Annotated in this window: 20 protein-coding genes; 13 read left to right on the forward strand and 7 right to left on the reverse strand. The window is 68.6% G+C overall.

What is annotated here, in order from left to right; translation table 11 throughout:
* Positions 1–195: 195 nt before the first annotated feature.
* Together FS845_RS23375 and FS845_RS23380 are read left to right on the forward strand one after the other, a co-directional pair.
* Positions 196–876: a transposase gene (locus FS845_RS23375; RefSeq protein ID WP_144639933.1), complete on the forward strand. Its 681-nt coding sequence runs from the start codon at positions 196–198 to the stop codon at positions 874–876.
* A gap of 68 nt (positions 877–944) precedes the next feature.
* Positions 945–1625, forward strand: coding sequence for a hypothetical protein (locus FS845_RS23380; RefSeq protein ID WP_144639937.1), 681 nt, complete (start codon positions 945–947; stop codon positions 1623–1625).
* Positions 1626–1634: 9 nt separating this feature from the next.
* On the opposite strand, the gene FS845_RS23385 is transcribed toward FS845_RS23380, so the two are convergent.
* From FS845_RS23385 to FS845_RS23390, 3 genes are all read right to left on the reverse strand, one after another.
* A complete protein-coding gene (locus FS845_RS23385; RefSeq protein ID WP_144639940.1) occupies positions 1635–2243 on the reverse strand; it encodes a nitroreductase family protein in 609 nt (202 codons plus the stop codon).
* The gene (locus tag FS845_RS26630; RefSeq protein WP_186332391.1) at positions 2230–2370 is read right to left on the reverse strand and encodes a hypothetical protein; all 141 of its coding nucleotides are present in this window, start codon (positions 2368–2370) and stop codon (positions 2230–2232) included. The genes FS845_RS23385 and FS845_RS26630 overlap by 14 nt, the downstream gene beginning before the upstream one ends.
* Before the next feature lie 115 nt (positions 2371–2485).
* Positions 2486–3709 carry an alpha/beta hydrolase gene (locus FS845_RS23390; RefSeq protein ID WP_222130022.1) on the reverse strand — a complete coding sequence of 408 codons (1224 nt, stop codon included), beginning with the start codon at positions 3707–3709 and terminating at the stop codon, positions 2486–2488.
* Between the two features lie 131 nt (positions 3710–3840).
* On the opposite strand from FS845_RS23390, the gene FS845_RS23395 reads away from it, so the two are divergent.
* The 5 genes from FS845_RS23395 to FS845_RS23410 are packed head-to-tail and all read left to right on the forward strand — an operon-like array spanning position 3841 to position 10667.
* On the forward strand, positions 3841–6063 hold the full coding sequence (locus tag FS845_RS23395; protein WP_144639943.1) for an ATP-binding protein: 2223 nt from the start codon (positions 3841–3843) through the stop codon (positions 6061–6063).
* A gap of 7 nt (positions 6064–6070) precedes the next feature.
* On the forward strand, positions 6071–6568 hold the full coding sequence (locus tag FS845_RS26635; RefSeq protein WP_260986420.1) for a response regulator: 498 nt from the start codon (positions 6071–6073) through the stop codon (positions 6566–6568).
* Positions 6565–9003 carry a response regulator gene (locus FS845_RS23400; RefSeq protein WP_186332392.1) on the forward strand — a complete coding sequence of 813 codons (2439 nt, stop codon included), beginning with the start codon at positions 6565–6567 and terminating at the stop codon, positions 9001–9003. Before FS845_RS26635 ends, FS845_RS23400 begins: the two co-directional genes overlap by 4 nt.
* 16 nt (positions 9004–9019) lie before the next feature.
* On the forward strand, positions 9020–9376 hold the full coding sequence (locus FS845_RS23405) for a hypothetical protein (RefSeq protein WP_260986421.1): 357 nt from the start codon (positions 9020–9022) through the stop codon (positions 9374–9376).
* Between the two features lie 28 nt (positions 9377–9404).
* Complete coding sequence (locus FS845_RS23410; RefSeq protein ID WP_144639949.1) at positions 9405–10667, forward strand: DUF445 domain-containing protein; 1263 nt, start codon at positions 9405–9407, stop codon at positions 10665–10667.
* A gap of 86 nt (positions 10668–10753) precedes the next feature.
* Here the strand turns inward: FS845_RS23410 and FS845_RS23415 are convergent, their stop codons facing one another.
* A complete protein-coding gene (locus FS845_RS23415) occupies positions 10754–12217 on the reverse strand; it encodes a cryptochrome/photolyase family protein (RefSeq protein WP_144639952.1) in 1464 nt (487 codons plus the stop codon).
* A 239-nt stretch (positions 12218–12456) separates the two neighbouring features.
* Between FS845_RS23415 and FS845_RS23420 the strand changes: the two genes are divergently transcribed.
* The 6 genes from FS845_RS23420 (at position 12457) to FS845_RS23445 (ending at position 19347) form a co-directional block, all read left to right on the forward strand.
* Positions 12457–12849: a DUF2946 family protein gene (locus tag FS845_RS23420; protein ID WP_144639954.1), complete on the forward strand. Its 393-nt coding sequence runs from the start codon at positions 12457–12459 to the stop codon at positions 12847–12849.
* 217 nt (positions 12850–13066) lie between these two features.
* The gene (locus FS845_RS23425; protein ID WP_144639957.1) at positions 13067–15202 is read left to right on the forward strand and encodes a TonB-dependent receptor; all 2136 of its coding nucleotides are present in this window, start codon (positions 13067–13069) and stop codon (positions 15200–15202) included.
* Positions 15203–15217: 15 nt separating this feature from the next.
* Entirely contained in the window at positions 15218–16807 is a 1590-nt protein-coding gene (locus tag FS845_RS23430; RefSeq protein ID WP_144639960.1) for a PepSY domain-containing protein, read from the forward strand.
* 306 nt (positions 16808–17113) lie between these two features.
* Positions 17114–18592 carry a SulP family inorganic anion transporter gene (locus tag FS845_RS23435; protein ID WP_144639963.1) on the forward strand — a complete coding sequence of 493 codons (1479 nt, stop codon included), beginning with the start codon at positions 17114–17116 and terminating at the stop codon, positions 18590–18592.
* A gap of 157 nt (positions 18593–18749) precedes the next feature.
* Positions 18750–18935 carry a type II toxin-antitoxin system RelE/ParE family toxin gene (locus FS845_RS26970; protein WP_222130023.1) on the forward strand — a complete coding sequence of 62 codons (186 nt, stop codon included), beginning with the start codon at positions 18750–18752 and terminating at the stop codon, positions 18933–18935.
* 79 nt (positions 18936–19014) lie between these two features.
* A complete protein-coding gene (locus FS845_RS23445; RefSeq protein ID WP_144639966.1) occupies positions 19015–19347 on the forward strand; it encodes a helix-turn-helix domain-containing protein in 333 nt (110 codons plus the stop codon).
* A gap of 52 nt (positions 19348–19399) precedes the next feature.
* On the opposite strand, the gene FS845_RS23450 is transcribed toward FS845_RS23445, so the two are convergent.
* From FS845_RS23450 to FS845_RS23460, 3 genes are all read right to left on the reverse strand, one after another.
* Positions 19400–20176 (reverse strand): SDR family oxidoreductase, encoded by a 777-nt coding sequence (locus tag FS845_RS23450; RefSeq protein ID WP_144639969.1) that lies wholly within the window; start codon positions 20174–20176, stop codon positions 19400–19402.
* A 26-nt stretch (positions 20177–20202) separates the two neighbouring features.
* On the reverse strand, positions 20203–22179 hold the full coding sequence (locus FS845_RS23455) for a BCCT family transporter (RefSeq protein ID WP_144639972.1): 1977 nt from the start codon (positions 22177–22179) through the stop codon (positions 20203–20205).
* Between the two features lie 147 nt (positions 22180–22326).
* Positions 22327–23307: a LysR family transcriptional regulator gene (locus FS845_RS23460; RefSeq protein ID WP_144639975.1), complete on the reverse strand. Its 981-nt coding sequence runs from the start codon at positions 23305–23307 to the stop codon at positions 22327–22329.
* Positions 23308–23374 lie beyond the last annotated feature (67 nt).

Genomic DNA, 23374 nt, shown 5'->3' on the forward strand with positions numbered 1-23374 from the left:
GATTTTCCTTACCCGCGCGAAATTTCAACGCACAGAAAACGAAATTTCATTTATCAGTTACGAATTTATCGCATAAATTTCTATATATTCCCATACCGGTGTTTTTTTACCGAAGACACCCTACGTCCTGCGGCGCCCATTCCCGGCCATCGACCGGGGACAGGGCGCCGCAGCCACGCCCGCCCGAGGAAAACCATGCCCATTCCGTCCGATTCGAACGATTCCGCGATGCCACGGCGCCCACAGGGTTCCTTCATGTCGCCAGCGGGCACCCGGCACGTCAAGATGAGCGATTTCTACAGCAAATTCGCGACCTATATCGCGCAGGCGGAAATCGAACCGGTATGCGTGTGGCGATACAAGTCGCCAGTGGTATGGCTGGTCGGACATGCCACGTGGGCGCGCCACCCGAAAATCGAGCAGTTCCTGCCCGACGCCCATATCCTGGGTTTTCTGCGGGATGCCATCAACGCCAAACTGGAAATGGAAAACGGCAGGCTCAAAACCGCCTTGGGCTCATACAAAATGCGCATCGCGCCCGAGCCACTGATGCGCGCGCTGCTGGTCCGCATTCTGTATTCGATTCCGTCCGACACCAGCCTGCACGAGCAACTGAACCATAATCTTCTGTATCGGTGGTTCGTGGGCTTCGATCTCAACCAGCCGCTGTGGGCCCGCCATGTCATGGAAGAAGCTTTCGCCCTGCTGCTGTCCCAGCGCGACGTGGTGGCGCTGTTGAACGAGCTGGTCACGCTGGCCGCCGCGCCCAAGCCCGCGGCCACCACCTGCGACTTCCACATCAACCTGGCTCTGCTGGAAGCGTGGCGGGTACGGCTGGGCCAGGGCGACCTTCCCCCTGCCCCCTTGCAGGCCTAGCGCGCTCGCGCGCACGACGCAGAGGCGCCGGTGTTACCGTATCCAGCCCCGATACGGACAGGACGCCCATGAGTACGCTTTCCGCCCTGCTTTTCTTCGTGGTCCAGCATTCCATCGCGGTGTTCATGGCGCTGACCGGCGCCGGCCTGCTGATCGGCCTCTACGCGCTGGCGCGACGCGGCAGCGCCTGGGGATTCATCCTGATGATCCCCATGGTGATCCTGGGCGCGGCGAACGCGATGTTCGGAAACTTTCTCAATGCGGCATTCCTGAACGCGGCGGGCACCGAAGGCACCGCCGTGATGATCGATTCGCGCGAGACCAGCATGCTGCTGAACGAGCAGCGCGTGTACGAGCACGACGTGGTGGTCAAGCCGGCCTCGGGGCCCAGCGTGGCCACGACCTTCACGACGATGAGCGTGGCGATCTGGCCGATCCGCAATGAAATACTGATCCCGCCCGAGGGGCAGTCATTCAAGGTGAAGTATGTGCCCGGCGTCGAGCGCAACATCGTCATCATGAGCGACGAGTCGGCCTACGGGCAGGCACGGCTGCTGCGCCAGGAGCAGGCCGCCGTGGAGCGCGCCGAACGCCAGTGGCGGGCCGGCCCGGACAACGACGCCTTCAGGCAGGAATACCGCCAGGCGCTGACGGCCTTCATCGACAGGCACCAGGACCTGGGCGGCAGCGACCTCCTGGCGGACGTCGTGGCCCGATACCGGAATCAACTGCGGGCGTTGGAGAACTGAGCGCGCGCCTCAGGCCGCGCCGAGGCCGCTGCAGTGGCCTTCGGCCGCGACGTCGGCCAGTTGCAGGCGCTGGCTGGGCACTTCGCGCAATTGCAGAGAGGCGGGCAGCGTGGCCTTGTCGCCCAGGCGGCCAATGGCCACGGCCGCTTCGATGGCGTAGTCATCCGGCACGCCCAGCGTCCGCCGCGCCAGATCCCGATCGATCCCCGCCATGCCGTGCGCGTGCCAGCCCAGCAGGCTGGCCTGCAGGGCCAGGAAGGCCCACGCGGCCCCGGCATCGAAGCTGTGCGTGGGATTGGGCACCGCTTCCTGCTGGCCGCGCGGCGTGGCGGTGGTCTTGGACAGGATCACGACCAGCGCCGAGGCGGCCTGCGCCCAGCCGCGATTGAATTCGTTCAAGGTACCCAGCAGGCGGTCCCAGGACGGCGTACCGCGCCGTGCATAGACGAAACGCCAGGGCTGGAAGTTGTAGGAAGACGGCGCCCAGTGCGCAGCGTCGAGGATCGTCAGCAGCGTGTCGGCGCCGATGGCTTCGTCGGCGTAGGCGCGCGGCGACCATCGGTCGAGAAAGAGCGGGTCGACCGGGTGCTCGGCACGGCGGACCTCACGGGCGGCCATGTTTCTTCTCCGGCAACGGCATGGCGAAATAACGGGCGGTGACGTCCAGCAGCCGTGCCACGACGTCGACGGCGGGCAGCCATGACAGGGAAAGCGCGGGCGATGCGGTTTGCAGGGAAATGATCATGATCGGCTTCGAGCGTCGCGGTGCGGGGTTTTTGATCTCGCGGCCAGGATAAACCCCGCCCCTGCGCGCACGAACGACGCAAGCGCTATATCCCTATAACCTCGTGGCGGCCGTATCAGTCGGTCGGCACGGGCACGGGTGGAAACTGTCCGCTGGCGGGCGCGGACGACTGGACGCGGCGGTCTTTCGCGGGCTCGGCATCGGCGGCGAGGCCGCCCGGACATTCGGCGCCGTGGCCCTTTTCCTCGATCCACGCCGTGCGGTCCGCCCCGCTGGGCAAGGGTGCGCCGGGGGCGTCCACCCACGACGCCACGTCGCTCCAGACCGTGGCGGCGCAGCGGTCGCGCAGCAGCATGTGATAGCCCCGCGCATAGACGGCCTGGCGCACGGGCATGGACGGCCGGACCGCGTCCAGCCGCGCCAGCGCCTCGGAGACCGACTTGCGGTCCAGCACCTGCTCGTGCTGGCCATACAGCACCAGCACCGGCACGTCGTGCGGCAGGCGGTCCAGGTCGTCGTAGGCCGTGGTCATCAGGTCGACCAGGCCGTTGACCGCGTCGATCCGAGTGCGCTTGAGCACCAGCGGATCGCGGCCCAGGGCGCGCAGCATCTCGTCGTTGTCGGACGGCACGATCTTCAGGCCGGCCGGAGGCTCCAGCGACATGCCGGGCACGGCCTGGTAGGCCGCCCACAGCGTCAGGCGGTAGAACAGGTTCATGGTCTGGCGTCCCCACAGGGCGGGCGCCGACAGGATGGCGCCGTCGATGCGGCGCGTCAGGGGGCCGCCGCCGTGCTGGGGCGGCTGCGCCTGTGCGAGCGCGGCCACGATGACGGCACCGCCCATGCTTTCGCCCAGCACGTACAGCGGCACGCCCGGATGGCGGGCGTGGATGGCGTCGGCGGCGGCGTTCAGATCGGCCACCATGGTCCCGGTATCCGACCAGATGCCCGGCTGCGGCGCCCGGCCGAAGCCGCGCTGGTCGTACGCATAAGTGGCGATGCCCTGCTGCGCCCAGTACTCGGCCGGCAGGGCGAAGGCATTGGAATAGTCGTTCATGCCGTGCAGCGCCAGGATGGCCGCATGGGGCGGCCCGGGCGGCAGCCACTGGCGCAGGGGCAGCATCATGCCGTCCGGCGTGACCAGCGCCTGGTCCTCGAGCCGGGGGGCCTGCACGGCGGGCCCCATGGGCTGATGCGAGGCGGCGCAGCCGGCCAGCAGCGACAGCGCCAGCCACAGGGCAGGCAGCCGTAAGCAACGGGGGAATGAGCCGGGGGCGTAGCGGTGCACGTAAGCGGCGAGGGGACGACGGGTGTCCCAGTATAGGCAAGAACGCGCCATGGCCCGTCCAGGTCTCCCACGGCACCAGCCCCGGGCGGCACGCAGTTGTAACCGCGTAAGCGGACACTTAGGGGGTGTTATTCTCTGAGGGTTAAGCAGGCAACGTCCAACGAGTAGAGGGTCTGGCAACGGTGCAACAAACAGGAACTTCGTCCACGGCTGATCTGAATCTGGATCAGTGTGCCCAGGAGCCCATCCGCATCCCCGGCGCCATCCAGCCGTTTGGCGCGTTGCTCCTGCTCGCCGCGCAGGACCAGTGCGTGATCAGCGCCAGCGTCAACTGCGCCGACATCACCGGGTTGACCATCACCCCGGGCAAGCCGCTGGCGGACAATGGCGACGAGGGCTGGAACCTGGCGCTGGACGCCATCCGCGACTGGGCCGCCGGCGACGGCGAGACCCTCAGCCTCAACATCCGCGTGCGCGACCGCCACCTGTACCTGTCCGGCTCGCGCAGCCCGCAGGGCCTGCTGGTCGAATTCGAGGCGGTGGACGTGCAGCGCCACGCCACGCTGGACGCGCTGTATCCGCAACTGCGCTCGTTCCTGGACGACCTGGACCCCGCGGGCGACGTGGACGTGATCCTGCAGCGCAGCGCCGCCGAAATGCGCCGCCTGACCGGCTTCGACCGCGTGCTGGTGTATCGCTTCGACAGCGACGGGCACGGCACGGTGGTGGCCGAGGACAACAACGGCGTGCTGCCGGTGTACATGAACCACCGCTTCCCCGCCTCGGACATTCCCGCCCAGGCGCGCGCGCTGTACTGCCTGAACCGGGTGCGGCTGATCCCCGACGCGGGCTACGTGCCGGTGCCGATCGAGCCCGCCTTCATCGGCCCCGACCGGCAGCCGCTGGACCTGACCTATGCGACGTGGCGCAGCGTCTCGCCCATCCATGTCGAATACATGCGCAACATGGGCACGTACGCGTCCATGTCGGTGTCGCTGGTGATCGACGGCGAGCTGTGGGGCCTGCTGTCCTGCCACAGCGCCCGCCCGCACTACGTACAGCCGCAGGTGCGCGCGGCCAGCGAACTGCTCGGCCGCATCGTGGCGCAGCAGCTGGGCGCCAACGAACGCATCTCGGAACACACGCACCGCATCGAGCTGAAGAAGGTCGAGGTCGAGCTGGTCGACCTGCTGGCGCGCTCGGAAAACCTGCAGGACGGCTTCAAGGAGCGCTCGCCCGCCTGGATGTCGCTGCTGCAGGCGCAGGGCGCGGCGCTGGTCTGGCAGAACCAGATCTACACCGTGGGCAATACGCCGTCCGAAGGCCAGATCAGCCAGATCGTCGACTGGCTGGCCGAGCACCAGGTCGACCAGACCTACGCCACCGAGCATCTGGCGGGGCAATGGCCCGAGGCCGAAGCGTTCTCGGACGTGGCCAGCGGCCTGGCGGCGGCGTCCATCTCGCGCGTGCACCAGAGCTTCCTGCTGTGGTTCCGGCCGCAGGTGGTTCGCACCGTCAGCTGGCGCGGCAATCCGCACAAGTCGGTCGATCCGGTGTCGGGCCGCCTGCATCCGCGCAAGTCGTTCGACATCTGGCAGGAACAGGTGCGCAACCGCGCCATTGCCTGGCGGCGCTCGGAAGTCGATGCGTTGACGGACTTCCGCAACGTGGTGGTCAACCTGATCCTGAAGCGCGCCGAGGAACGAGCCGAACTGACCGAGCAGCTGCAGCGCAGCAACGTCGAGCTCGAGTCGTTCTCGTATTCGGTCTCGCACGACCTGCGCGCGCCGTTCCGCCACATCGCCGGCTTCGCCGAGCTGCTCAAGCGCCGCGAAGGCGACCTGGACGACACGTCCACGCATTACATCGACAACATCGTGCGCGCCGCCGTGACGGCGGGCCGGCTGGTCGATGACCTGCTGCGCTTCTCGCACCTGGGCCGCGCGGCGCTGTCGCCGCAGCCGCTGGACATGAACAAGATGGTTGCCGAGGTGCGGCAGGCGGTCGAACTGAGCCTGCCCGATGCGCGCCCGACCTGGGACATCTCGCCGCTGCCTCCTGCCTACGGCGACGCGAAATACCTACGGCAGGTCTGGTACAACCTGATGGAGAATGCGGTCAAGTACTCCGGCACCAGAGAGGCGCCGGTGATACGCATTACCGGATCGAACAGCGGGCCCACCACCGTCTTCGTCGTCGAGGACAACGGCGTGGGCTTCGACATGGCGTATGTCGGCAAGCTGTTCGGCGTATTTCAGCGCCTGCACCATCACGACGACTTCGAGGGCACGGGCATCGGCCTGGCGTTGTCAAAGCGCATCGTCGAGAAGCATGGCGGCTGGATCAAAGGCGAAGGCGCCGTCGACCAAGGCGCGCGCTTTTCTTTTGCGCTTCCCGCACAATGAGTCATACATGGAAAAAATGAAAGATCTGCGCCCCATCCTGCTGGTAGAGGACAGCGCCAACGACGTCGAACTGACGCTCGCGGCGCTTGCGCAGTGCAATATCGCCAACGAGGTCGTGGTGGTCCGCGACGGCGCCGAGGCCCTGGACTACGTGTATCGCCAGGGCGTGCACGCCACCCGTCCGGCGGGCGACCCGGCGGTGATCCTGCTGGACCTGAAGCTGCCCAAGGTCGATGGCCTGGAAGTGCTGTCGCGCCTGAAGGCCGATCCGCAGCAGCAGCAGATCCCGGTGGTGATGCTGACCTCGTCGCGCGAGGAGCGCGACGTGGTGCGCAGCTACCGGCTGGGCGTGAATTCGTTCGTGGTCAAGCCGGTCGAGTTCGCCGAATTCTTCTCGGCCATCCGCAACCTGGGCATGTTCTGGGCCATCCTGAACCAGCCGCCCCCCATGCATCGCGAACGCGACATCGCCAAAGCCAAACGAAGGATTGCGGACGAGCCGTGAGCGTTCTGATTCTCGAAGACGACGACCTGGACGCCGAGCTGATCCTGTATCACCTCGGCGAAGCCTTGCCCGGCATGCCCCTGCATCGCGCCAGCAACCGTCAATCGTACGAAGCACGACTGCGCCAGGGCGGCATCAGCCTGGTGGTGTCGGATTTCTCGCTGCCCGACATCGACGGCTGGGCGGCGCAGCGCATGGCCGCCGAACTGGCGCCCGAAGTGCCCTTCATCTTCGTCTCCGGATACATCGGCGAAGAGATCGGCGTGAAGGCCATGAAGGAAGGCGCCACCGACTACGTGTTGAAGGAGCGCCTGGAACGCCTGGGCGCCGCGGCGCGGCGCGCGCTGCTGGAGGCCGAGGACCGGCGCGCCCGCACGCGCGCCGAGGAAGCCCTGCGCGACAGCGAAGAACGCTTCCGCACCCTGTCCGACAGCGCTCCCGCCCTGATCTGGGAGACGGACGAGCGCGGCGAGATGATCTTCACCAACCGCCACTTCGAGGACCTGTTCGGCCAGCCCGCCGGCGCCATGCTGGGCCAGGGCTGGCAGCGCGCCATCGATGGCCGCGACCTGCCGCAGGTGCTGGACGCCATGCAGCGGGCCACGCACGAGCGGCGCGAGTTCCAGATGGAAATGCGCGTGCTGGACCGCCATGGCGACCTGCGCTGGCTGCAGTGCAAGGGCGTGCCGCGCGTGGACCGCGGCGGCCGCTTCCTGGGGCTGCTGGGCATCAACGTCGACATCACGGACACCAAGCGCGCCCGCGATGAGCTGGAACACATGGTCGCGGCGCGCACGGCCGAACTGCTGAGCACCAACGAACGCCTGCTGCAGGAGATGCAACAGCGGGCCGACGCCGAGAGCGCCGCGCGCAGCGCCGAAGAGCAGCTGCGCCAGGCGCAGAAGATGGAGGCCTTCGGCCAGTTGACCGGCGGCGTGGCGCACGACTTCAACAACTTCCTGACCGTCATCCTGGGCAACCTGGAGACGCTGGAACGCACGCTGACCAGCGTGCCCGGGCGCACGGCGACCGCGCTGGCGCATGCCAAGCTGGGCGCGCAGCGGGCGGCGGCGCTGACGCAGCGGTTGCTGTCGTTCGCGCGGCGCCAGCCGCTGCAGCCGCGCCGCATCGACCTGAACAGCCTGGTCTCCGACACCATCGAGATCCTGTCGCGCACGCTGGGCGAACAGGTCGAGGTGCGCACCGAGCTGTCGGCCGAGCTGTGGGACACGCTGATCGACCCGCACATGCTGGAAAGCGCGCTGGTGAACCTGGCCGTCAACGCGCGCGACGCCATGCCCGACGGCGGCGTCATCCACATCAGCACCGGCAACGTCGAGGTCGGCATCGGCCGCGCCGAGGCCGACGACCTGCTGCCGGGGCAATACGTGCGGATCAGCCTGGCCGACACCGGCACGGGCATACCGGCCGAGCTGCTGGACAAGGTCTTCGAGCCGTTCTTCACCACCAAGGACATCGGCGTGGGCACCGGCCTGGGCCTGAGCCAGGTGTACGGCTTCGTCAAGCAGTCGGGTGGCCACGTGCAGATCGCCAGCACGCTGGGCGCGGGCACCACGGTGCACCTGTACCTGCCGCGCCAGGACACTACGGGCCTGCCGGAAGCCGAGACGCGCCTGGACGGGCAGGCGCCCGAGGCGCGCGCCGGCGAGGTGGTGCTGGTGGTCGAGGACAACACGGGCGTGCGCATCCATTCCGTGCGCATCCTGCAGGACCTGGGCTACACGGTGCACGAGGCATCCGATGGCCCCGAGGCGCTGGAACAGATCGATCGCCATCCGGACATCTCGCTGCTGTTCACCGACGTGGGCCTGCCCAAGGGCATGAACGGCCGCGAGCTTGCCGAGGCGGCGCGCGCGCTGCGGCCCGGCCTGCCGGTGCTGTACACGTCGGGTTATGCCGAGGGCGCGCTGACGCACGGCGGGCAGTTGCCCGCGGGCGTGGACCTGCTGCCCAAGCCCTTCTCGTTCGTGGACCTGGCCAACCGCATCCGCGACATCCTGGACCGCAGGGCGCCCGACGCGGCCGGCGAGGAACCGGCCAGCGACGGACCGGCGCGCATCCTGCTGATCGAGGACGAGGACCTGATCCGCATGCTGGCGCTGGACGGCCTGGAAGAGCTGGGCTACGAGGTCGTCGAGGCCGCCACGGGCGGCGAGGCGCTGCGGCTGCTCGAGGCCGAGCCCGGCGCGTTCCGGGGCGCCATCGTGGACATGGGCCTGCCCGACATGAAGGGCGAGGACCTGGTGCGCACGTTGACGCAACGCTATCCCGACCTGGCCATCGTGATCGCCAGCGGCGCCAACGTGGCCGAGGGCGACCTGCCCGCGCACCCGCGCATGGCCTCGGTGCAGAAGCCGTACCGGTTCGCGCAGCTGGGCGATGCGCTGCGCGGGCTGGGCGTGGGCGCGGACTGAGGCAGGGAGAACCGCCATGAGCCGTTGCGACGCAGCCCGACGTCTCGCGGCGCTTGCCGTGGCGGCCCTGGCGCTCGGGTGTGCCGCCGTCATGCCGGCGCAGGCCGCCAACAAACCGTGCTCGGGCAGCAAGGGCGGCATCTCGCGCTGCGAAGGCGAAACCTTCATCTGCAACGACGGATCGGCCAGCGGCAGCATGAAGTCCTGCCCGGCGTACACGGGCATGGCGCGGCTGTCCGCCGGACCGCCCGCTCCCAAGGCGTCAGCGGCGGGCGAAGGCTGCTCCTGCGGCGACAACCGTTTCTGCACCGGACCGCGCGGTGGCCAATACTGCGTGACGGCCAACGGCAGCAAGCGCTATCTGCGCAAGTGAGGGCGGCGTGTCCGGACACGACCCCCGCGTGCTGAAACTGCGCCGCAAGAAGCGCCACGCCACGTACAGCCTGCTGGGCGCGTGCCTGGTTTTCGTGGCGCTGACGGCGCTGGATCCGGGACACCGGAACGTGTACATCGGCGCCCTGGCCGCCATGGCCGAAGCCGCCATGGTGGGCGGGCTGGCCGACTGGTTCGCGGTGGTGGCGCTGTTCCGGCACCCGCTGGGGCTGCGCTGGCTACCCCATACGGCCATCATTCCGCGCAACAAGGATCGCATCGGCGCCAGCCTGGCCGATTTCATCTGCGACCACTTCCTGGGAAAGGAACAGGTGCTGGAGCGCCTGCACGCCTTCGATCCGGCCCAGCGGCTGGTGCATGCCCTGTCACGGCCCGAATCGGCCGCGCGGCTGGCCGACTTCGTGGTGCGGCATGCGCCGCGGCTGGTGGCCTTGCTGGACAGCGACGAGCTGCAGGACTTCATCCGCGCGAACACCAAGGAGAAGCTCGGCAGGCTGGACGTGTCCGACCTGCTGGCGCGCCTGTTGACCGTGCTGACCCAGGACGGCCGCCACCAGGATGCGATGGACAGCCTGCTGCGCGACATCGCCGACATCCCCGGCGCGCCCGCCACGCGCGGCGTGCTGGCCCAGAAGATCGCGGAAGAGCTGTGGTCGGTGATGCGCTGGGTGCGGCTGGACAAGCCCGTGGCCGAGAACATCGCGGACAAGGTGGCGGCGGGCATGCGCCAGCTGTTCCTGGACATGGCCCGCGACAAAGACCATGAACTGCGCGTGAAGCTGGAACGGAACATTCCCCGCTTCATCGCGCAACTGCGCACCGACACTGCGCTGCGCGCCCGCATCGACCTGTTCCGCGACCGCGTGCTGGAGAACCACGAGCTGTCGCGGTACATCCAGGACATCTGGCGCAGCGCGCTGGACTGGCTACGCGTGGACCTGGCGCGCGACGACTCCGAGGTGCGGGCCGCGCTGTTCAAGGCCTCGCTGAACCTGGGCAAGCGCATCGACCAGCAGCCCGAGATGAAGGCCTGGTTCAACGACTGGGTGACCGAGACCGTGGAGCCGCTGGTGGAAGCGTACCGGGAGAAGATCCGCCGCTTCATCGTGGCCCGGGTCGAGGCCTGGAGCGCCGAGGAACTGACCGGCCAGCTGGAGTTGAACCTGGGCAGCGACCTGCAATCCATCCGGCTGAGCGGCACGTTCGTCGGGGCGCTGATCGGCGGGTTGCTGTATGGACTGATGCACCTGGTGGCGTATCTGGCGGGTTAGCACGCCCGGCCCGCAAGCGATGCGGCGTGCCGCGTTGGACCGGGCCCCGGGGCGGACGGGCCGCGCCTGCACCGGCGCGGCAATCGTCAACCCTGGTCCTTGCCCGTCAGCGTGGCGAAGGCCTCGAGCGCCCGCTTGCGCCCTTCCTCGTGCACGACGATAGGCTTGGGATAATCGCGGCCCAGCCTCACCTTTGCGGCCGCCAGCTGGTTGGCCGAGGCCTTCCAGGGTTCGTGGATCACCGAGGCCGGCAGGCCGGCCAGTTCGGGCACCCAGCGGCGCACGTAGTCGCCCTTGGGATCGAACTTCGTGCCCTGGATGATGGGATTGAAGACGCGGAAATACGGCGCGGCATCCGCGCCGCAGCCCGCCACCCACTGCCAGTTGGCCGCATTGCTGGCCGGGTCGGCGTCGACCAGGGTATCCCAGAACCAGGCCTCGCCCACGCGCCAGTCGATCAGCAGGTGCTTGACCAGGAACGACGCCGTGACCATGCGCACGCGGTTGTGCATCCAGCCGGTGGTCCACAGTTGGCGCATGCCGGCATCCACCAGCGGATAGCCGGTCTGGCCGCGCTGCCAGGCGCGCAGGCCGGCCGCGTCGTCGCGCCAGGGCATGTGGTCGAACTCGCGGCGGAAGTTGCGGGTGGGCAGGTCTGGATAGTGGTACAGCAGGCTGTAGCAGAACTCGCGCCAGCCCAGCTCGGCCAGGAATTTCTCGCGGCCGTCACCGTCGGCCGCCTGCGCGGCGTGCCAGGCCTGGCGCGGCGAGATCTCGCCGAAGCGCAGATAGGGCGACAAGCGGCTGGTGGCCTGCTGGTCGGGGCGGTCGCGGCCCGCCGCATAACCTTGCAGGCCGCGCTTCAGGAATCCGCCGAGGGCCTGCATGGCAGCGGACTCGCCGCCGATCCAGGCCTCGCGCATGCCGCCGGCCCAATCGGGCTCGGGCGGCTGGGGCAGCAGCTTCAGGTCCTCCAGCGAGGCGCGCATCGGCAACGTCGCGGGCAGCGGCGCGAAGGACAGCGCGCGCGGCGCCGGCAAGGGCTGCGCCACGCTGCCCAGCTTGCCGGCCGCGCGCCAGAACGGCGTGTAGACACGGAAGGGGCCGCCCGAGCCGGTCTTCACTTCCCATGGTTCGAACAGCAGGCTGCCGCCCGCGCTTTCGACGGTCAGGCCACGCTGGCGCAGCGCGGCCTTCAGGCCTGCGTCCACGTTGCGCTGCGCCTGGGCGTAGCGGCGGTTCCAGTAGACCGCGCCGGCCCCGACGGCGTCGGCCAGCCCGGCGATGGCGCGGGTCTCGTCGCCGCGCAGCAGCAGCAACGATCCGCCCTGCTCCGCCAGCGCGGCGTCCAGCGCCTGCAAGGCGCGGTGCAGCCACCAGCGCGAGGCGCCGCCCAGCACGCGGGCATCGGGGTGGACCTCGTCCAGCACGTACACGCAGACCAGCGGCGCGCCCGACTTGGCGGCACGCGCCAGCGCGGGGTTGTCGGCCAGGCGCAGGTCGTCGCGGAACCAGACGATGGCGGGAGGCAGGAAGGCGGTTTCTGGCATGAGCGGAATCGGAGCAACGGAAAAGCGCGGCCGGCGATGGCGGCCAGACAGCCGTCAACTGTACAGGAAGGCGGACAACGCGGCGGGCGCGGGCGCGATGACCCAGCCACCGCGGATGCTTGAAGCTTCACGGATCGCGCCGCCGCCGCGGTGCGACATTTTGCGGCACGCGCAAATCCATCCGCGGCTGCTAGAATTCCCGCGTCAAGCACGCCTGATAATCGATAACGACACACACCATGGGCCTGAGCATTTCGGCACGACGCCGATCGTGCTGGCTCCTGTTGATCGCGTTCCTCTATGCCACGCTGGTTCCCGCACTGGGGCTGGCCAGCGGCACGAGTTCCGTCGCGCGCACGGTGTGGGTGCAGCTGTGCAATTCGGCCACGCACGAGTTCGTGGCCGTCGACCTGGCGGTCAAGTCCTCCGACGGCGACACGCCGTCCGTCAGCCGCGCCACGGGCCATTGCCTGCTGTGCCACACCCCTTCCCTGCTGCCGACCACTGAAACGCCGCACATCGCGGCGGTGCTGGTGCGCTATGCGCGCCTGGTGGTCGCCGACGACCCCGCCCCGCGCGCCGCGCCGGTCTGGAACGTCTCGCTGGCGCGCGCGCCACCCGTCTTCGCCTGAATGCCCGGCGTCCGGCCGTCCGCCTTGGCGGACCCGGCGCGATCTTCCTACCGATAATCCGCGGGACCGCGCACGCCGACGCACAGGCCGTGCGCGCGTGCCGGCGCGATCGCCGCTGGGCGCATCGCGGACGCATGCGGCATGAGTCCGCGGCGCCGCCATGCCCGCACCGTGCCGTCCGCCGGCCTTGCCCGCCCATGCATTCAGGAACGACACCATGTTCTCCCCTCTTTCGGGCCGCCTGCGGGCAGCCCTGCGGCGCGCAGCCGGCCTCTTGCCGCTGGGCCTGGTCGCCGCGCCCGCGCTGGGCCAGGCGCCCGCGCTGATGGCGCCGATCACCGTCAGCGCGGACCGCGTCGAAGACACGCTGGACACGCCCGCCTCCACCGGCTCCAACCTCGGCCTGACGCCGCGCCAGACGCCGGCCAGCCTCGACGTGATCACGCGCCAGCAGCTGGAAGACCGCGGCGATGCCAACGTGTCCGACGCCATCACCCGCGCCGGCGCGATCAGCGCGATGCCGCATCCCGGCAACGGCCTGTCCGCGCTGTCCACGCGCGGCTTCACCGACAGCGCCTCGGTGATGCGCCTGTACGACGGCCTGCGCCAGTACGGCGGCGTGGGCGTGACCTTTCCGTTCGACACGTGGTCCATCGAGCGGATCGAGGTGCTGCGCGGCCCGGCCTCGGTGATCTACGGCGACGGCGCCATCGGCGGCGTGGTCAATGTCGTGCCCAGGAAGCCGACGCAAGGCCCGATACGCAGCGAGGTGCAGGCAACCGTGGGCACCGAGGACACGGCCCGGCTGGGCCTGGGCAGCGGCGGCGCGCTGACCGACCAGCTGTCGTATCGCCTGGACGTCAGCGGCAACCACACCGCGGGCTGGGTGGACCGCGGCGATTCGGGCGACGCCACGTTCTCGGGCGCGCTGCGCTGGGACGCCACGCCCGACCTGTCGTTCACGCTGAGCCATGCCTACGGCTACCAGCGGCCCATGCGCTACTTCGGCACGCCGCTGGTTGACGGACGCCAGCTGGAATCGCTGCGCGACAAGAACTACAACGTGCGCGACAGCTTCATGCGCTTTCGCGACCAGTGGACGCAGCTGGACGCCACCTGGACGCCCAACGACGCCACCACGCTGCGCACGCGCCTGTATCACGTGGACAGCCAGCGCGACTGGCGCAACGCCGAAAGCTATGTCTACGATTCCGCCACGCGCCTGATCGACCGCTCCGACAACACGGCCATCTCGCATGACCAGAAGCAGACGGGCCTGACGACGGATGCCACGTTCAAGGGCAGGCTGGGCGGCCTGGACAACACGCTGTCGGTAGGCTTCGACGTGAACCGCAGTACGTTCCAGCACACCAACAACACCTACACGGGCAGCAGCGGGCCGGTCGATCCCTACGATTTCGATCCCGGCTACTTCACCAGCGACATCCCGTTCATCCCGCGCTACCGCAACAAGGCCGAGCAGTATTCGCTGTTCGCCGAGGACCGCGTGGCGCTGACCTCGCGATGGAGCGTGCTGGGCGGCCTGCGCTACGACCACGCGCGGCTGCGGCGGCAAGACCTGGTGGCGGGCCAACAGGTGCTGGACCGCACGTATTCCGACATCGGCTGGCGCGTGGGTACGGTGTACGACATCCAGCCCGACCTGTCGGTCTATGCGCAATATTCCGAGGCGGCCGATCCGGTGGGCGGGCTGCTGATGCTCAGTCCGTCCAATGCCGACTTCGAGCTGTCGCGCGGCAAGCAGATCGAAGTCGGCGTCAAGCAGGGCTTCTGGGATGGCCGCGGAGAACTGACGGTGGCGGCTTATCACATCAAGAAGTCGAACCTGGTGACGCGCGACCCGCTCGACCCCAGCCTGAGCGTGCAGGTGGGCCAGCAGTCGTCGCGCGGCCTGGAAGCCTCGCTGGCGCTGAACGTGGCACCCGGCTGGAAGGTCGAGGCCAACGCCACCGCGCTGCGCGCCAGGTACGACGACTTCTCCGAGGCGCAGGACGGCGTGGCGGTGTCGCGCCAGGGCAAGGTGCCGCCCAACGTGGCCGAGCGCCTGGCCAACCTGTGGATAAGCTGGAACTTCCAGCCGGGCTGGACGGCGATGGGGGGCCTGCGCTACGTGGGCAAGCGCTATGCCGACAGCGCCAACACCCTGGAGCTGCCGTCCTACACCACGACGGACCTGGCCCTGCGCTGGGACATGAACCGAGACACCACCGTGACCTTGCGCGGCTACAACGTGTTCGACCGGGCCTACTACAGCACGGCCTACTACACGTCCACGCAATGGCTGTACGGTGCCGACCGGCGGGTCGAGCTCACGCTGAACCACCGTTTCTGACGCGGGAGAATCGCCATGACGAACCTCGGCGCCCGCGCGCGGCGGCTGACGTATCTGGTGCATCGCTGGACCGGCGTGGCCGGTTGCGTGCTGATGGCGCTGTGGTTCATCAGCGGCGTGGTCATGCTGTACGTGGGCTATCCCAAGCTCACGCCCTGGGAGCGCCTGGGCGCCCTGCCCGCATTGCCGGCGCAGGGCTGCTGCGTGGCGCCGTCCGCGTTGCCGCCAGGCGGCGCGGACACCGTCCTGACGTCCATCCGCGGCGAGCCGCATTACGTGCGGACGGATGCGCGCGGCGTGCCGCGCGCCTATGCCGCGGCGACGGGACAGCCGGCCGGTCCGGTCGATGGCGCGCGCGCCGAGGCCGCCGCGCGGGCCTTCGCGCCGGAATCATCGGTGCGCGACGACGGCGAGGTCTGGGAAGACCGCTGGACCCATTCCCGCGGGCTGGATCCGCACCGGCCGCTGCGGCGCGTGGATCTGCAAGGCGCGGAGCCGGGCACGCTGTACGTGTCCTCGGCCACCGGCCAGGTGGTGATGGACGCGCCGCTGGCGCAGCAGCGCTGGAACTACGTGGGCGCCTGGCTGCACTGGCTGTACCTGTTCCGCAACCAGCCGGTCGATCCGGTGTGGACGTGGACGGTGATCGTGCTGTCCGCGTTCTGCACGCTCAGCGCGGCCACGGGTATCGTGGTCGGCATCTGGCGCTGGCGCTTCCGGGGCCGCTACAGATCCGGCTCGCGCTCGCCGTATCGCGAGGGCTGGATGCAATGGCACCACGTCGTGGGGCTGCTGTTCAGCGGCATCCTGTTCACGTGGATCTTCAGCGGGCTGATGTCGATGAATCCGCTGGACGTGTTCTCGCCCGCGCACGGGCGCCCGAACGTGGTGGCGTATCGCGATGCAGGCGACGGCGGCCGCGGCGGCCTGCCGACCCCGGACGGGCCAGGTGGATCGGGGCACCCAGGCCGATGCCGAGCGGACTGCGCCGCGCTGCAGGATCCGGCTCGCATGCTGCGGACCTTGCAGGAGAGCGGTTTCCGCGCGGTCGAGCTGCAATGGCGCCGCGTTGCGGGCGTGCCCCATGTGCTGGCGTACGACGCCTCGGCCGCCAGCCGGCTGGTATTCGACGATGGACAGGGGCATCCCGCGATTGCCCGGCAATGGACCCCGCAGCAGCTGATGCCGGCCGCGGCGCGACTGTTCGAGGCGCCCATCGTCGCCAGGCAGGTGCTGGACCGCTACGATGACTACTACTACCAGCGCCAGCTCGAGGCCATGAACGGCGCGCAGGCGCGCGGCCTGCCCGTGCTGCGGCTTGATTTCGCGGATGCCGGCGGCACCCGCGTCTACATCGACCTGCGCACCGGCGAGATCGCCGCCAGCCTGGACCGCTCGCAGCGCGCGGGGCGCTGGCTGTTCAATTTCCTGCACAGCTGGGACATGCCCGCGATGCTGCGCGAGGTCCTGCTGCGCGACGTGGCGCTGATCGTGCTGAGCCTGGGCGGGCTGGTGATCTCGGTGACCGGCGTGGTGATCGGCTGGCGGCGCCTGCGCGCCTGGATGGCCAGGCTGTCACGCGACCCCGCCGCGGCCCGACGATAGCCGGCGCGGACGTCCGCACGGACGATTTGCAGCCGGCCCAGACGCAGGCCTACAATCCGCGCTGCATTTTCCTTCCGACCCGCCGCCTACCCATGTAACTGCCGCCCCGACCTCTCTGCCTGGATTCCTTCCAGCCCCTGATTCCAGAGGTCGGTCGCCGCGGCGACGGCGGCGCATGCCGCCGCAAGCAATGGCGGGTTCACGCCCCTTTCTCGTCATCGTCCGTCCGGATTCGCCCGGACCCCGAGCGCACGCGCGGCTGGCATCTGCCCGTCTTCCGTTTTTCATCCGACATACGCAACCATCATGATCAACTCCTCGCTGCGCCAGGACTGGCTCTCTAACGTCCGCGGCGACCTGCTGTCCGGCCTGGTCGTCGCCCTGGCGCTCATCCCCGAGGCGCTGGCCTTTTCCCTGATCGCGGGCGTGGACCCCAGCGTGGGCCTGTACGCCGCCTTCAGCATCGCCGTGGTCACGGCGATCACCGGCGGCCGCCCTGCCATGATCTCGGCCGCCACCGGCGCGGTTGCGCTGCTGATCACCTCGCTGGTCAAGGACCACGGCGTGCAATACGTGTTCGCGGCCGCCGTGCTGGCGGGCTTCCTGCAGATCGGCGCCGGCCTGCTGCGCCTGGGCGGCCTGATGCGCTTCGTATCGCGCTCGGTCATCACCGGCTTCATCAACGCGCTGGCCATCCTGATCTTCCTGGCGCAGATCCCGGAACTGACGGCGGGCCCGCCGACGGTCTACGTGCTGGTGGCGGCCGGTCTGGCCATCATCTACCTGTTCCCGTACCTGACCAGGACGATCCCCTCGCCGCTGGTCTGCATCATCCTGCTGACCATCGTGGCGCTGGCGCTGGACCTGCCGGTGCGCACGGTGCGCGACATGGGCGCCTTTCCCGGCAGCCTGCCGTCGTTCGCGCTGCCCGCGGTGCCGTTCTCGCTGGACACGCTGCGCATCATCCTGCCCTATTCCGTGGCCATCGCCGTGGTCGGCCTGCTGGAATCGCTGATGACCGCGTCCATCGTGGACGATTTCACCGACACGCCCAGCGACAAGAACCGCGAATGCCGCGGCCAGGGCTGCGCCAACATCGTGGCCGGCTTCCTGGGCGGCATGCCCGGTTGCGCCATGATCGGCCAGTCCATCATCAACGTGAAATCCGGCGGTCGCACGCGGCTGTCCAGCCTGGTGGCCGGCATCATGCTGATCATCCTGGTGGTGTTCCTGGGCCCGTGGGTCAAGCAGATCCCGATGGCCGCGCTGGTGGCCGTGATGATCATGGTGTCCATCAGCACCTTCGACTGGCGCTCGTTCCGCAACCTGGCCACGCATCCGCGCAGCTCGTCGTTCGTGATGCTGACCACGGTGGTGGTGGTCGTGGCCACGCACAACCTGGCGCTGGGCGTGCTGGCCGGCGTGCTGCTGAGCGCGGTGTTCTTCGCCTCGAAGGTGCAGCGCATCCTGCGGGTGGAGTCGGCGCTGGAAGACGGCGGCGCCACGCGGCGCTACAGCGTGCGCGGGCAGGTGTTCTTCGCGTCGTCCGAATCGCTGGCGGGCGAATTCGATTTCAAGGAAGACATCCCGCGCGTGCTGCTCGACCTGTCGCACGCCCACTTCTGGGACATCACCGCCGTGGACGCCCTGGACCGCGTGGTGCATAAGTTCCGCCGCAACGGCATCGACGTGCGGGTGCTCGGCCTGAACCGCGCCAGCGCCACGATGGTGGAAAAGTACGGCACGCACGACAAGCCGGGGAAGGCGGCGGTGTCGGGGCATTGATGGACGTGCGCTGGAAAGCGACGCCGTGAGCTGAGGCATCTTCGTCCCTCACGGCGTGCATCCTCCGGCAAGCTGCGATGCAATCTGCCTTCGGCAAATCACGCAGTTTGCGGATCTATATGCTCAAGTACTATAGTTTTACATGCCATAGAGTGGCATGTTGAGAGTCTCCAAGACGAGGGGAGTCCGACGATTTGCCCGACATGAAGGACTTTCCGATGCCGCATTGCGGATGACGGTAGAGCGGGCGCGCAAGGGCCTCATCGACGCGGACCTCGGAGGAGGCCTGATCAAGCAGCGCGTCCACGCCCCGGCCAAGGCCGATCGGCCGGATTCCGCATGATCGTGGCATACCGCGAGGCGGACCGCGCCGGCCGACGCCATTCGTGACGCTATCGATGAAGGCGATCAGGAGATACGAAATGACGACGACCAGGCGTAGCCGCCTTGCCGGCGAACTGATTGAAATGGCCGACGCGCAACGGCGGCTGGGAATCATGGACGAGGCGACGCACGAAAAGATCACCGCCCGTCATCTTGGGGCGGCAACGTTGCCCACGGCGGAGCCTCTTTCCGCCAAACAGGTGCGCGAAGTTCGCGAACGCGCGCATCTCAGCCAAGCGGCATTGGCGCGCTATCTCAACATGACGGCAGGCTATGTATCGCAGTTGGAACGTGGCGCCACTCAGGCCAAGGGCCCTGCGCTGGCGCTGTTGAACGTGATACGACGCAAGGGCATCCAGGCGCTTTACTGAAGACCCGCGTCAGCCGAACCCAGCCCGGCGCGCGAGCGGCGCCCCCTTCCCGTCAACGCCTCGCGTACTGCTCGCCGCCGTCCAGGTCGATGACCGTGCCGCTGAGGTAACCGGCACGCGGCGAGCAGCCGAACACCACCATGTCCGCCACTTCGGCCGGCTCCATCAGGCGGCCGAAGGGCAGGCCCGTCAGGGTTTCCTGCCAGCGCTCCGCGTCGTTCCAGCGGGCCTCGGCGCGCTGGCGCGCCATGGTCATGACGCGGTCGGTGCGCGTGCGCGAGGGATTCACGCCGAACACGCGCACGCCGTGGTCCGGCGCCTCGCCGCCCAGGGCGCGCGTGAAGCCGATCAGCGCGGCGTTGCCGGCGGCGCCGGCGATGTAGTCGGCGCGCGGGTTGGCGCCGCCCATGCCGATGATGTTGGCGATGACGCCCGACTTCGCCTCGCGCATCTGCGGGTAGTACTCGCGGCACAGCGCGATGTAGGCGTGCACCTTCAGCTCCCAGCCGGCGCGCAGCCGGGCGTCGTCCACCTGGTCCAGCGACCCCGCCGGGATGGCGCCGGCGTTGTTCACCAGGATGTCCAGCCCGCCGACCTTGTCGGCCAGGCGCGCCGCCGCGTAAGGCTCGGCAAGGTCGCACGCGATGATGTCGACCTGTACGCCCGCCTGCTTGGCCACCTGGCCTGCGGCCTCGGCCAGGACCTGCGCATCGCGCGCCACCAGCACCGGCCGGGCGCCTTCGCGGGCGAACGACACGGCGCACGCCAGTCCGATGCCCTTGGACGCGCCGGTTATCAGCACGCGCTTGCCACTCAACTGCAGATCCATGACGTCGTCCTTGTCGCGGGGTAAGGCTACTTGGTATGCAGATAATGCCGGAATCTATCGTAATGCGTAATCACGTCGGAAATCACGTGGTCGGCGCTGTAGCCATAGATGTCGTAGCCGCGCCCGCCGTTGCTGAGGTAGACCTCTGCGCGCGAATAGCGGCGGCGCTCGTCCTTGCTGCCTCGCTGGTCCGACAGGGCGAAGGCGGGAATCGGATGGCTCTGGCGGCGCACCGCATACAGGAACTCCGGGGTGCCGTCGCCATGCAGCACCTTCAGCTGCACGCCGTCTTCCAGCGTCTCGATCTCGGCCTGCAGCTCGCGGCGCGCCAGCTCTTCCTGCACCGAGGTCAGCGCGGGCTTGACCGTGCCGTCGATGAAGCGGTTGACCTGGTCGCGCGTGGGATGGCTGACGATGGCGCTGAGGCGGCGGCGCCACGGCACCTGGCCGTCCGACGGCAACAGCGGCGCGGCCTGCAGCGACTGCGTGGCCAGCATGGAGGCCTCGTCGGACAGCGCCTTCCAGATGCCCCAGCACGTGAACAGCAGCACCACCGCCAGGGGCAGGCCCGCGATCAGCGCGGCGGTCTGCACCGCGTCCAGCCCGCCCGCCAGCAGCAGGCACGCGGCCACGGCGCCGCAGGTCAGTGCCCAGAACACGCGCAGCCACAACGCCGGCTCTTCGTCGTCATTGGAACGCGCGGTGATCATGGCGATGACCAGCGCCCCCGCGTCGGAAGCCGTGATGAAGTACACCGCCACCAGGATGCCCGTCATCCAGGCCAGCACCTGCGACCAGGGCAGGTATTCGAACACGGTGAACAGCGCGATCGACATGTCCTTGGCCACCGTGGCCGAGATGTCCCCGCCGGCGCGGTTGATGTCCAGCCAGATGGCGAGGTCGCCGAAGATGGTGAACCAGATGAAGCTGAAGCCGGCCGGCGCGAACAGCACGCCCAGCAGGAACTGGCGGATGGTGCGGCCGCGCGAGATGCGCGCGATGAACAGGCCCACGAAGGGCGCCCACGAAATCCACCAGCCCCAGTAGAACAGCGTCCACTTGCCCACCCATGGCGTCGGATCGTAGGCGTACACGTGGAATGTCCGGGCCACGAAGCCGCTGAGGTACAGGCCCAGGTTCTCGACGAATGCCTGCATCAGGAAGGCGGAGGGTCCCAGGCACAGCAGCAGGAACATCAGCACGAAGGACAGGATGATGATGAATTCGCTCAGGCGGCGCACGCCGTAGTCCAGGCCCGTCGCCACTGTGATCGTGGCCAGGATGGTGACGATCAGGATCAGCCACAGCTGCATGTCCAGCGACTGCGTCAGGCCGAACAGGTAGTTCAGGCTGGCGTTGAGCTGCGACACGCCCAGGCCCAGCGAGGTCGCCAGGCCGGCCAGCGTGCCCACCACGGCGAAGATGTCCACCACCGCCCCGATGGGACCGTTGACGCGTTCGCCGATCAGCGGATAGAGCGCCGAGCGCAGCGACAGCGGCTGGTTCTTGCGATACCCGAAGTACGCCAGGCACATGCCCAGCAATGCGTACACGGCCCACGCGTGCACGCCCCAGTGGAAATACGTGATCTCCATCGCATCGCGTATCGCCTGCACCGAGCGCGGCTCGGCGTCGGGCGGCTGCGAGAAGTGCGTGATGGGTTCGGCCACGCCGTAGAACACGATGCCGATGCCCATGCCGGCCGAGAACAGCATGGCCACCCACGTGCCGTAGCTGTAGTCCGGCGAGGAGTCGTCGGGGCCGAGCTTGATGCGGCCGTACGGGCTGATCGCCAGCCCGATCAGGAACACCACGAAGAAGCCCACGGCCAGCAGGTAGAACCAGCCGGCTTCGGCGATGACCCAGGCATTGGCGTGTTCGAAGAATGCGTTGGCTGATTCGGGCCGCAGGCTGGCATAGGCGATCAATGCGAGCGCGATGATGGCCGAGCCGAAGAATGTGAGGGGGGAGACTGTCTGGGACAGTGTCTTCTTGGTCGACATGCGTGAATCCTTGTTCTTGACGTCCGCGGCCACACGGACCGGCCGCGGATCACCCTGCTTCTGTAACACCCAACCCTATCAAAGTTGCTAAGCGTATTGAGGACACATGTGAAAGCAAGTGTAGGGACTGGCCGGTGGCCAGGCGCGCTATGCGGGCACGTGCGCGGCGTCGGCAGGGCTGCGCTGCGCCTGTCCGCCCTGCTGCGCGAGGCCGTCCTCGGCGATGCCCTGCGCCAGGATCATCGCGAAGGCCCGCATGTGGCGGCTGCTGGAGCGGTCGCGGCGCCATATGGCGGCCAGCGGCGAACGGCTGAGCGCGGGCCGGGCCGGCAGCACGCGCAGCTCGCCGCGCGCCTGCCATACCTCGGCCACCGAGCCGGGCAGCATCCACACGTAGTCGCCGGTGCGCAGCATCTCGCGGCTGAGTTCCAGCGACAGCGCGCCCACCATGGCGGGAACGGGCAGGCCGGCCTGGTTCAGGACGGCCTCCAGTTCGCCGCGGATGCGGCTGCCGGGCAATGCCGTGATCCACGGATAGCGCAGGTAGTCCGCCAGGCTGGCCCGCGGGCGCGCGGCCAGGGGATGTCCGGGCGCGCAGGCCAGCACCACGGGATCGTTCAGCAGGGTCACCGACCGGTAGCTGTGCGGATTCGCCGTGGCCGGGAAGCGGCTGATCAACATGTCGATGGCGCCGGAATCCAGGTCTTCGATCAGCTGTTCGTGCGTGCCGACCTGGACGGACAGCGTCACGCGCGGATACGCCTGCTGGAACGCCACCGCGGCCTGCCCGACGGGCCAGCCCGAGAACAGCGAGAACACGCCGACGGTCAGGCTGCCCTCGTCGCCGCGCGACATGGCGGCCAGGTCGACCTCGGCCTTGCGGTAATCGCTGAGCAGTTGTCGCGCATGGCGGCACATGGCCTGCCCCAGCGGCGTGCAGGTGGTGCCCTTGGCCGTGCGCTCGAACAGGCGCGCCCCGACCAGCTCCTCGATTTCCGCGATGGCGCGCGACAGGCCGGACTGCGTGCTGTGCAACTGGGCCGCCGCCTTGGACAGGTTGCCCAGGTCGGCGACCATCAGCACGATTTCCAGGTGGCGGATGCGGAGTTTTCCCTTGAACGGCGTCATGTGAAGCGGCCACGGCAGTTCGGACGATTATTCTCCCCTGCCCCGCCTGGCGCAACGCCGCACAAAC

It is taken from the genome of Bordetella genomosp. 13, from assembly GCF_007679965.1.
Classification (GTDB): Bacteria; Pseudomonadota; Gammaproteobacteria; order Burkholderiales; family Burkholderiaceae_B; genus Bordetella.

Bases quoted from the DNA above. Each gene is read 5' to 3' on its own strand.
- FS845_RS23375 (WP_144639933.1), top strand. From the start codon at position 196: ATGCCCATTCCGTCCGATTCGAACGATTCCGCGATGCCACGGCGCCCA.
- FS845_RS23380 (WP_144639937.1), top strand. From the start codon at position 945: ATGAGTACGCTTTCCGCCCTGCTTTTCTTCGTGGTCCAGCATTCCATC.
- FS845_RS23385 (WP_144639940.1), bottom strand. From the start codon at position 2,243: ATGGCCGCCCGTGAGGTCCGCCGTGCCGAGCACCCGGTCGACCCGCTC.
- FS845_RS26630 (WP_186332391.1), bottom strand. From the start codon at position 2,370: ATGATCATTTCCCTGCAAACCGCATCGCCCGCGCTTTCCCTGTCATGG.
- FS845_RS23390 (WP_222130022.1), bottom strand. From the start codon at position 3,709: ATGGCGCGTTCTTGCCTATACTGGGACACCCGTCGTCCCCTCGCCGCT.
- FS845_RS26635 (WP_260986420.1), top strand. From the start codon at position 6,071: ATGGAAAAAATGAAAGATCTGCGCCCCATCCTGCTGGTAGAGGACAGC.
- FS845_RS23405 (WP_260986421.1), top strand. From the start codon at position 9,020: ATGAGCCGTTGCGACGCAGCCCGACGTCTCGCGGCGCTTGCCGTGGCG.
- FS845_RS23415 (WP_144639952.1), bottom strand. From the start codon at position 12,217: ATGCCAGAAACCGCCTTCCTGCCTCCCGCCATCGTCTGGTTCCGCGAC.
- FS845_RS23420 (WP_144639954.1), top strand. From the start codon at position 12,457: ATGGGCCTGAGCATTTCGGCACGACGCCGATCGTGCTGGCTCCTGTTG.
- FS845_RS23425 (WP_144639957.1), top strand. From the start codon at position 13,067: ATGTTCTCCCCTCTTTCGGGCCGCCTGCGGGCAGCCCTGCGGCGCGCA.
- FS845_RS23430 (WP_144639960.1), top strand. From the start codon at position 15,218: ATGACGAACCTCGGCGCCCGCGCGCGGCGGCTGACGTATCTGGTGCAT.
- FS845_RS23435 (WP_144639963.1), top strand. From the start codon at position 17,114: ATGATCAACTCCTCGCTGCGCCAGGACTGGCTCTCTAACGTCCGCGGC.
- FS845_RS26970 (WP_222130023.1), top strand. From the start codon at position 18,750: ATGTTGAGAGTCTCCAAGACGAGGGGAGTCCGACGATTTGCCCGACAT.
- FS845_RS23445 (WP_144639966.1), top strand. From the start codon at position 19,015: ATGACGACGACCAGGCGTAGCCGCCTTGCCGGCGAACTGATTGAAATG.
- FS845_RS23450 (WP_144639969.1), bottom strand. From the start codon at position 20,176: ATGGATCTGCAGTTGAGTGGCAAGCGCGTGCTGATAACCGGCGCGTCC.
- FS845_RS23455 (WP_144639972.1), bottom strand. From the start codon at position 22,179: ATGTCGACCAAGAAGACACTGTCCCAGACAGTCTCCCCCCTCACATTC.
- FS845_RS23460 (WP_144639975.1), bottom strand. From the start codon at position 23,307: ATGACGCCGTTCAAGGGAAAACTCCGCATCCGCCACCTGGAAATCGTG.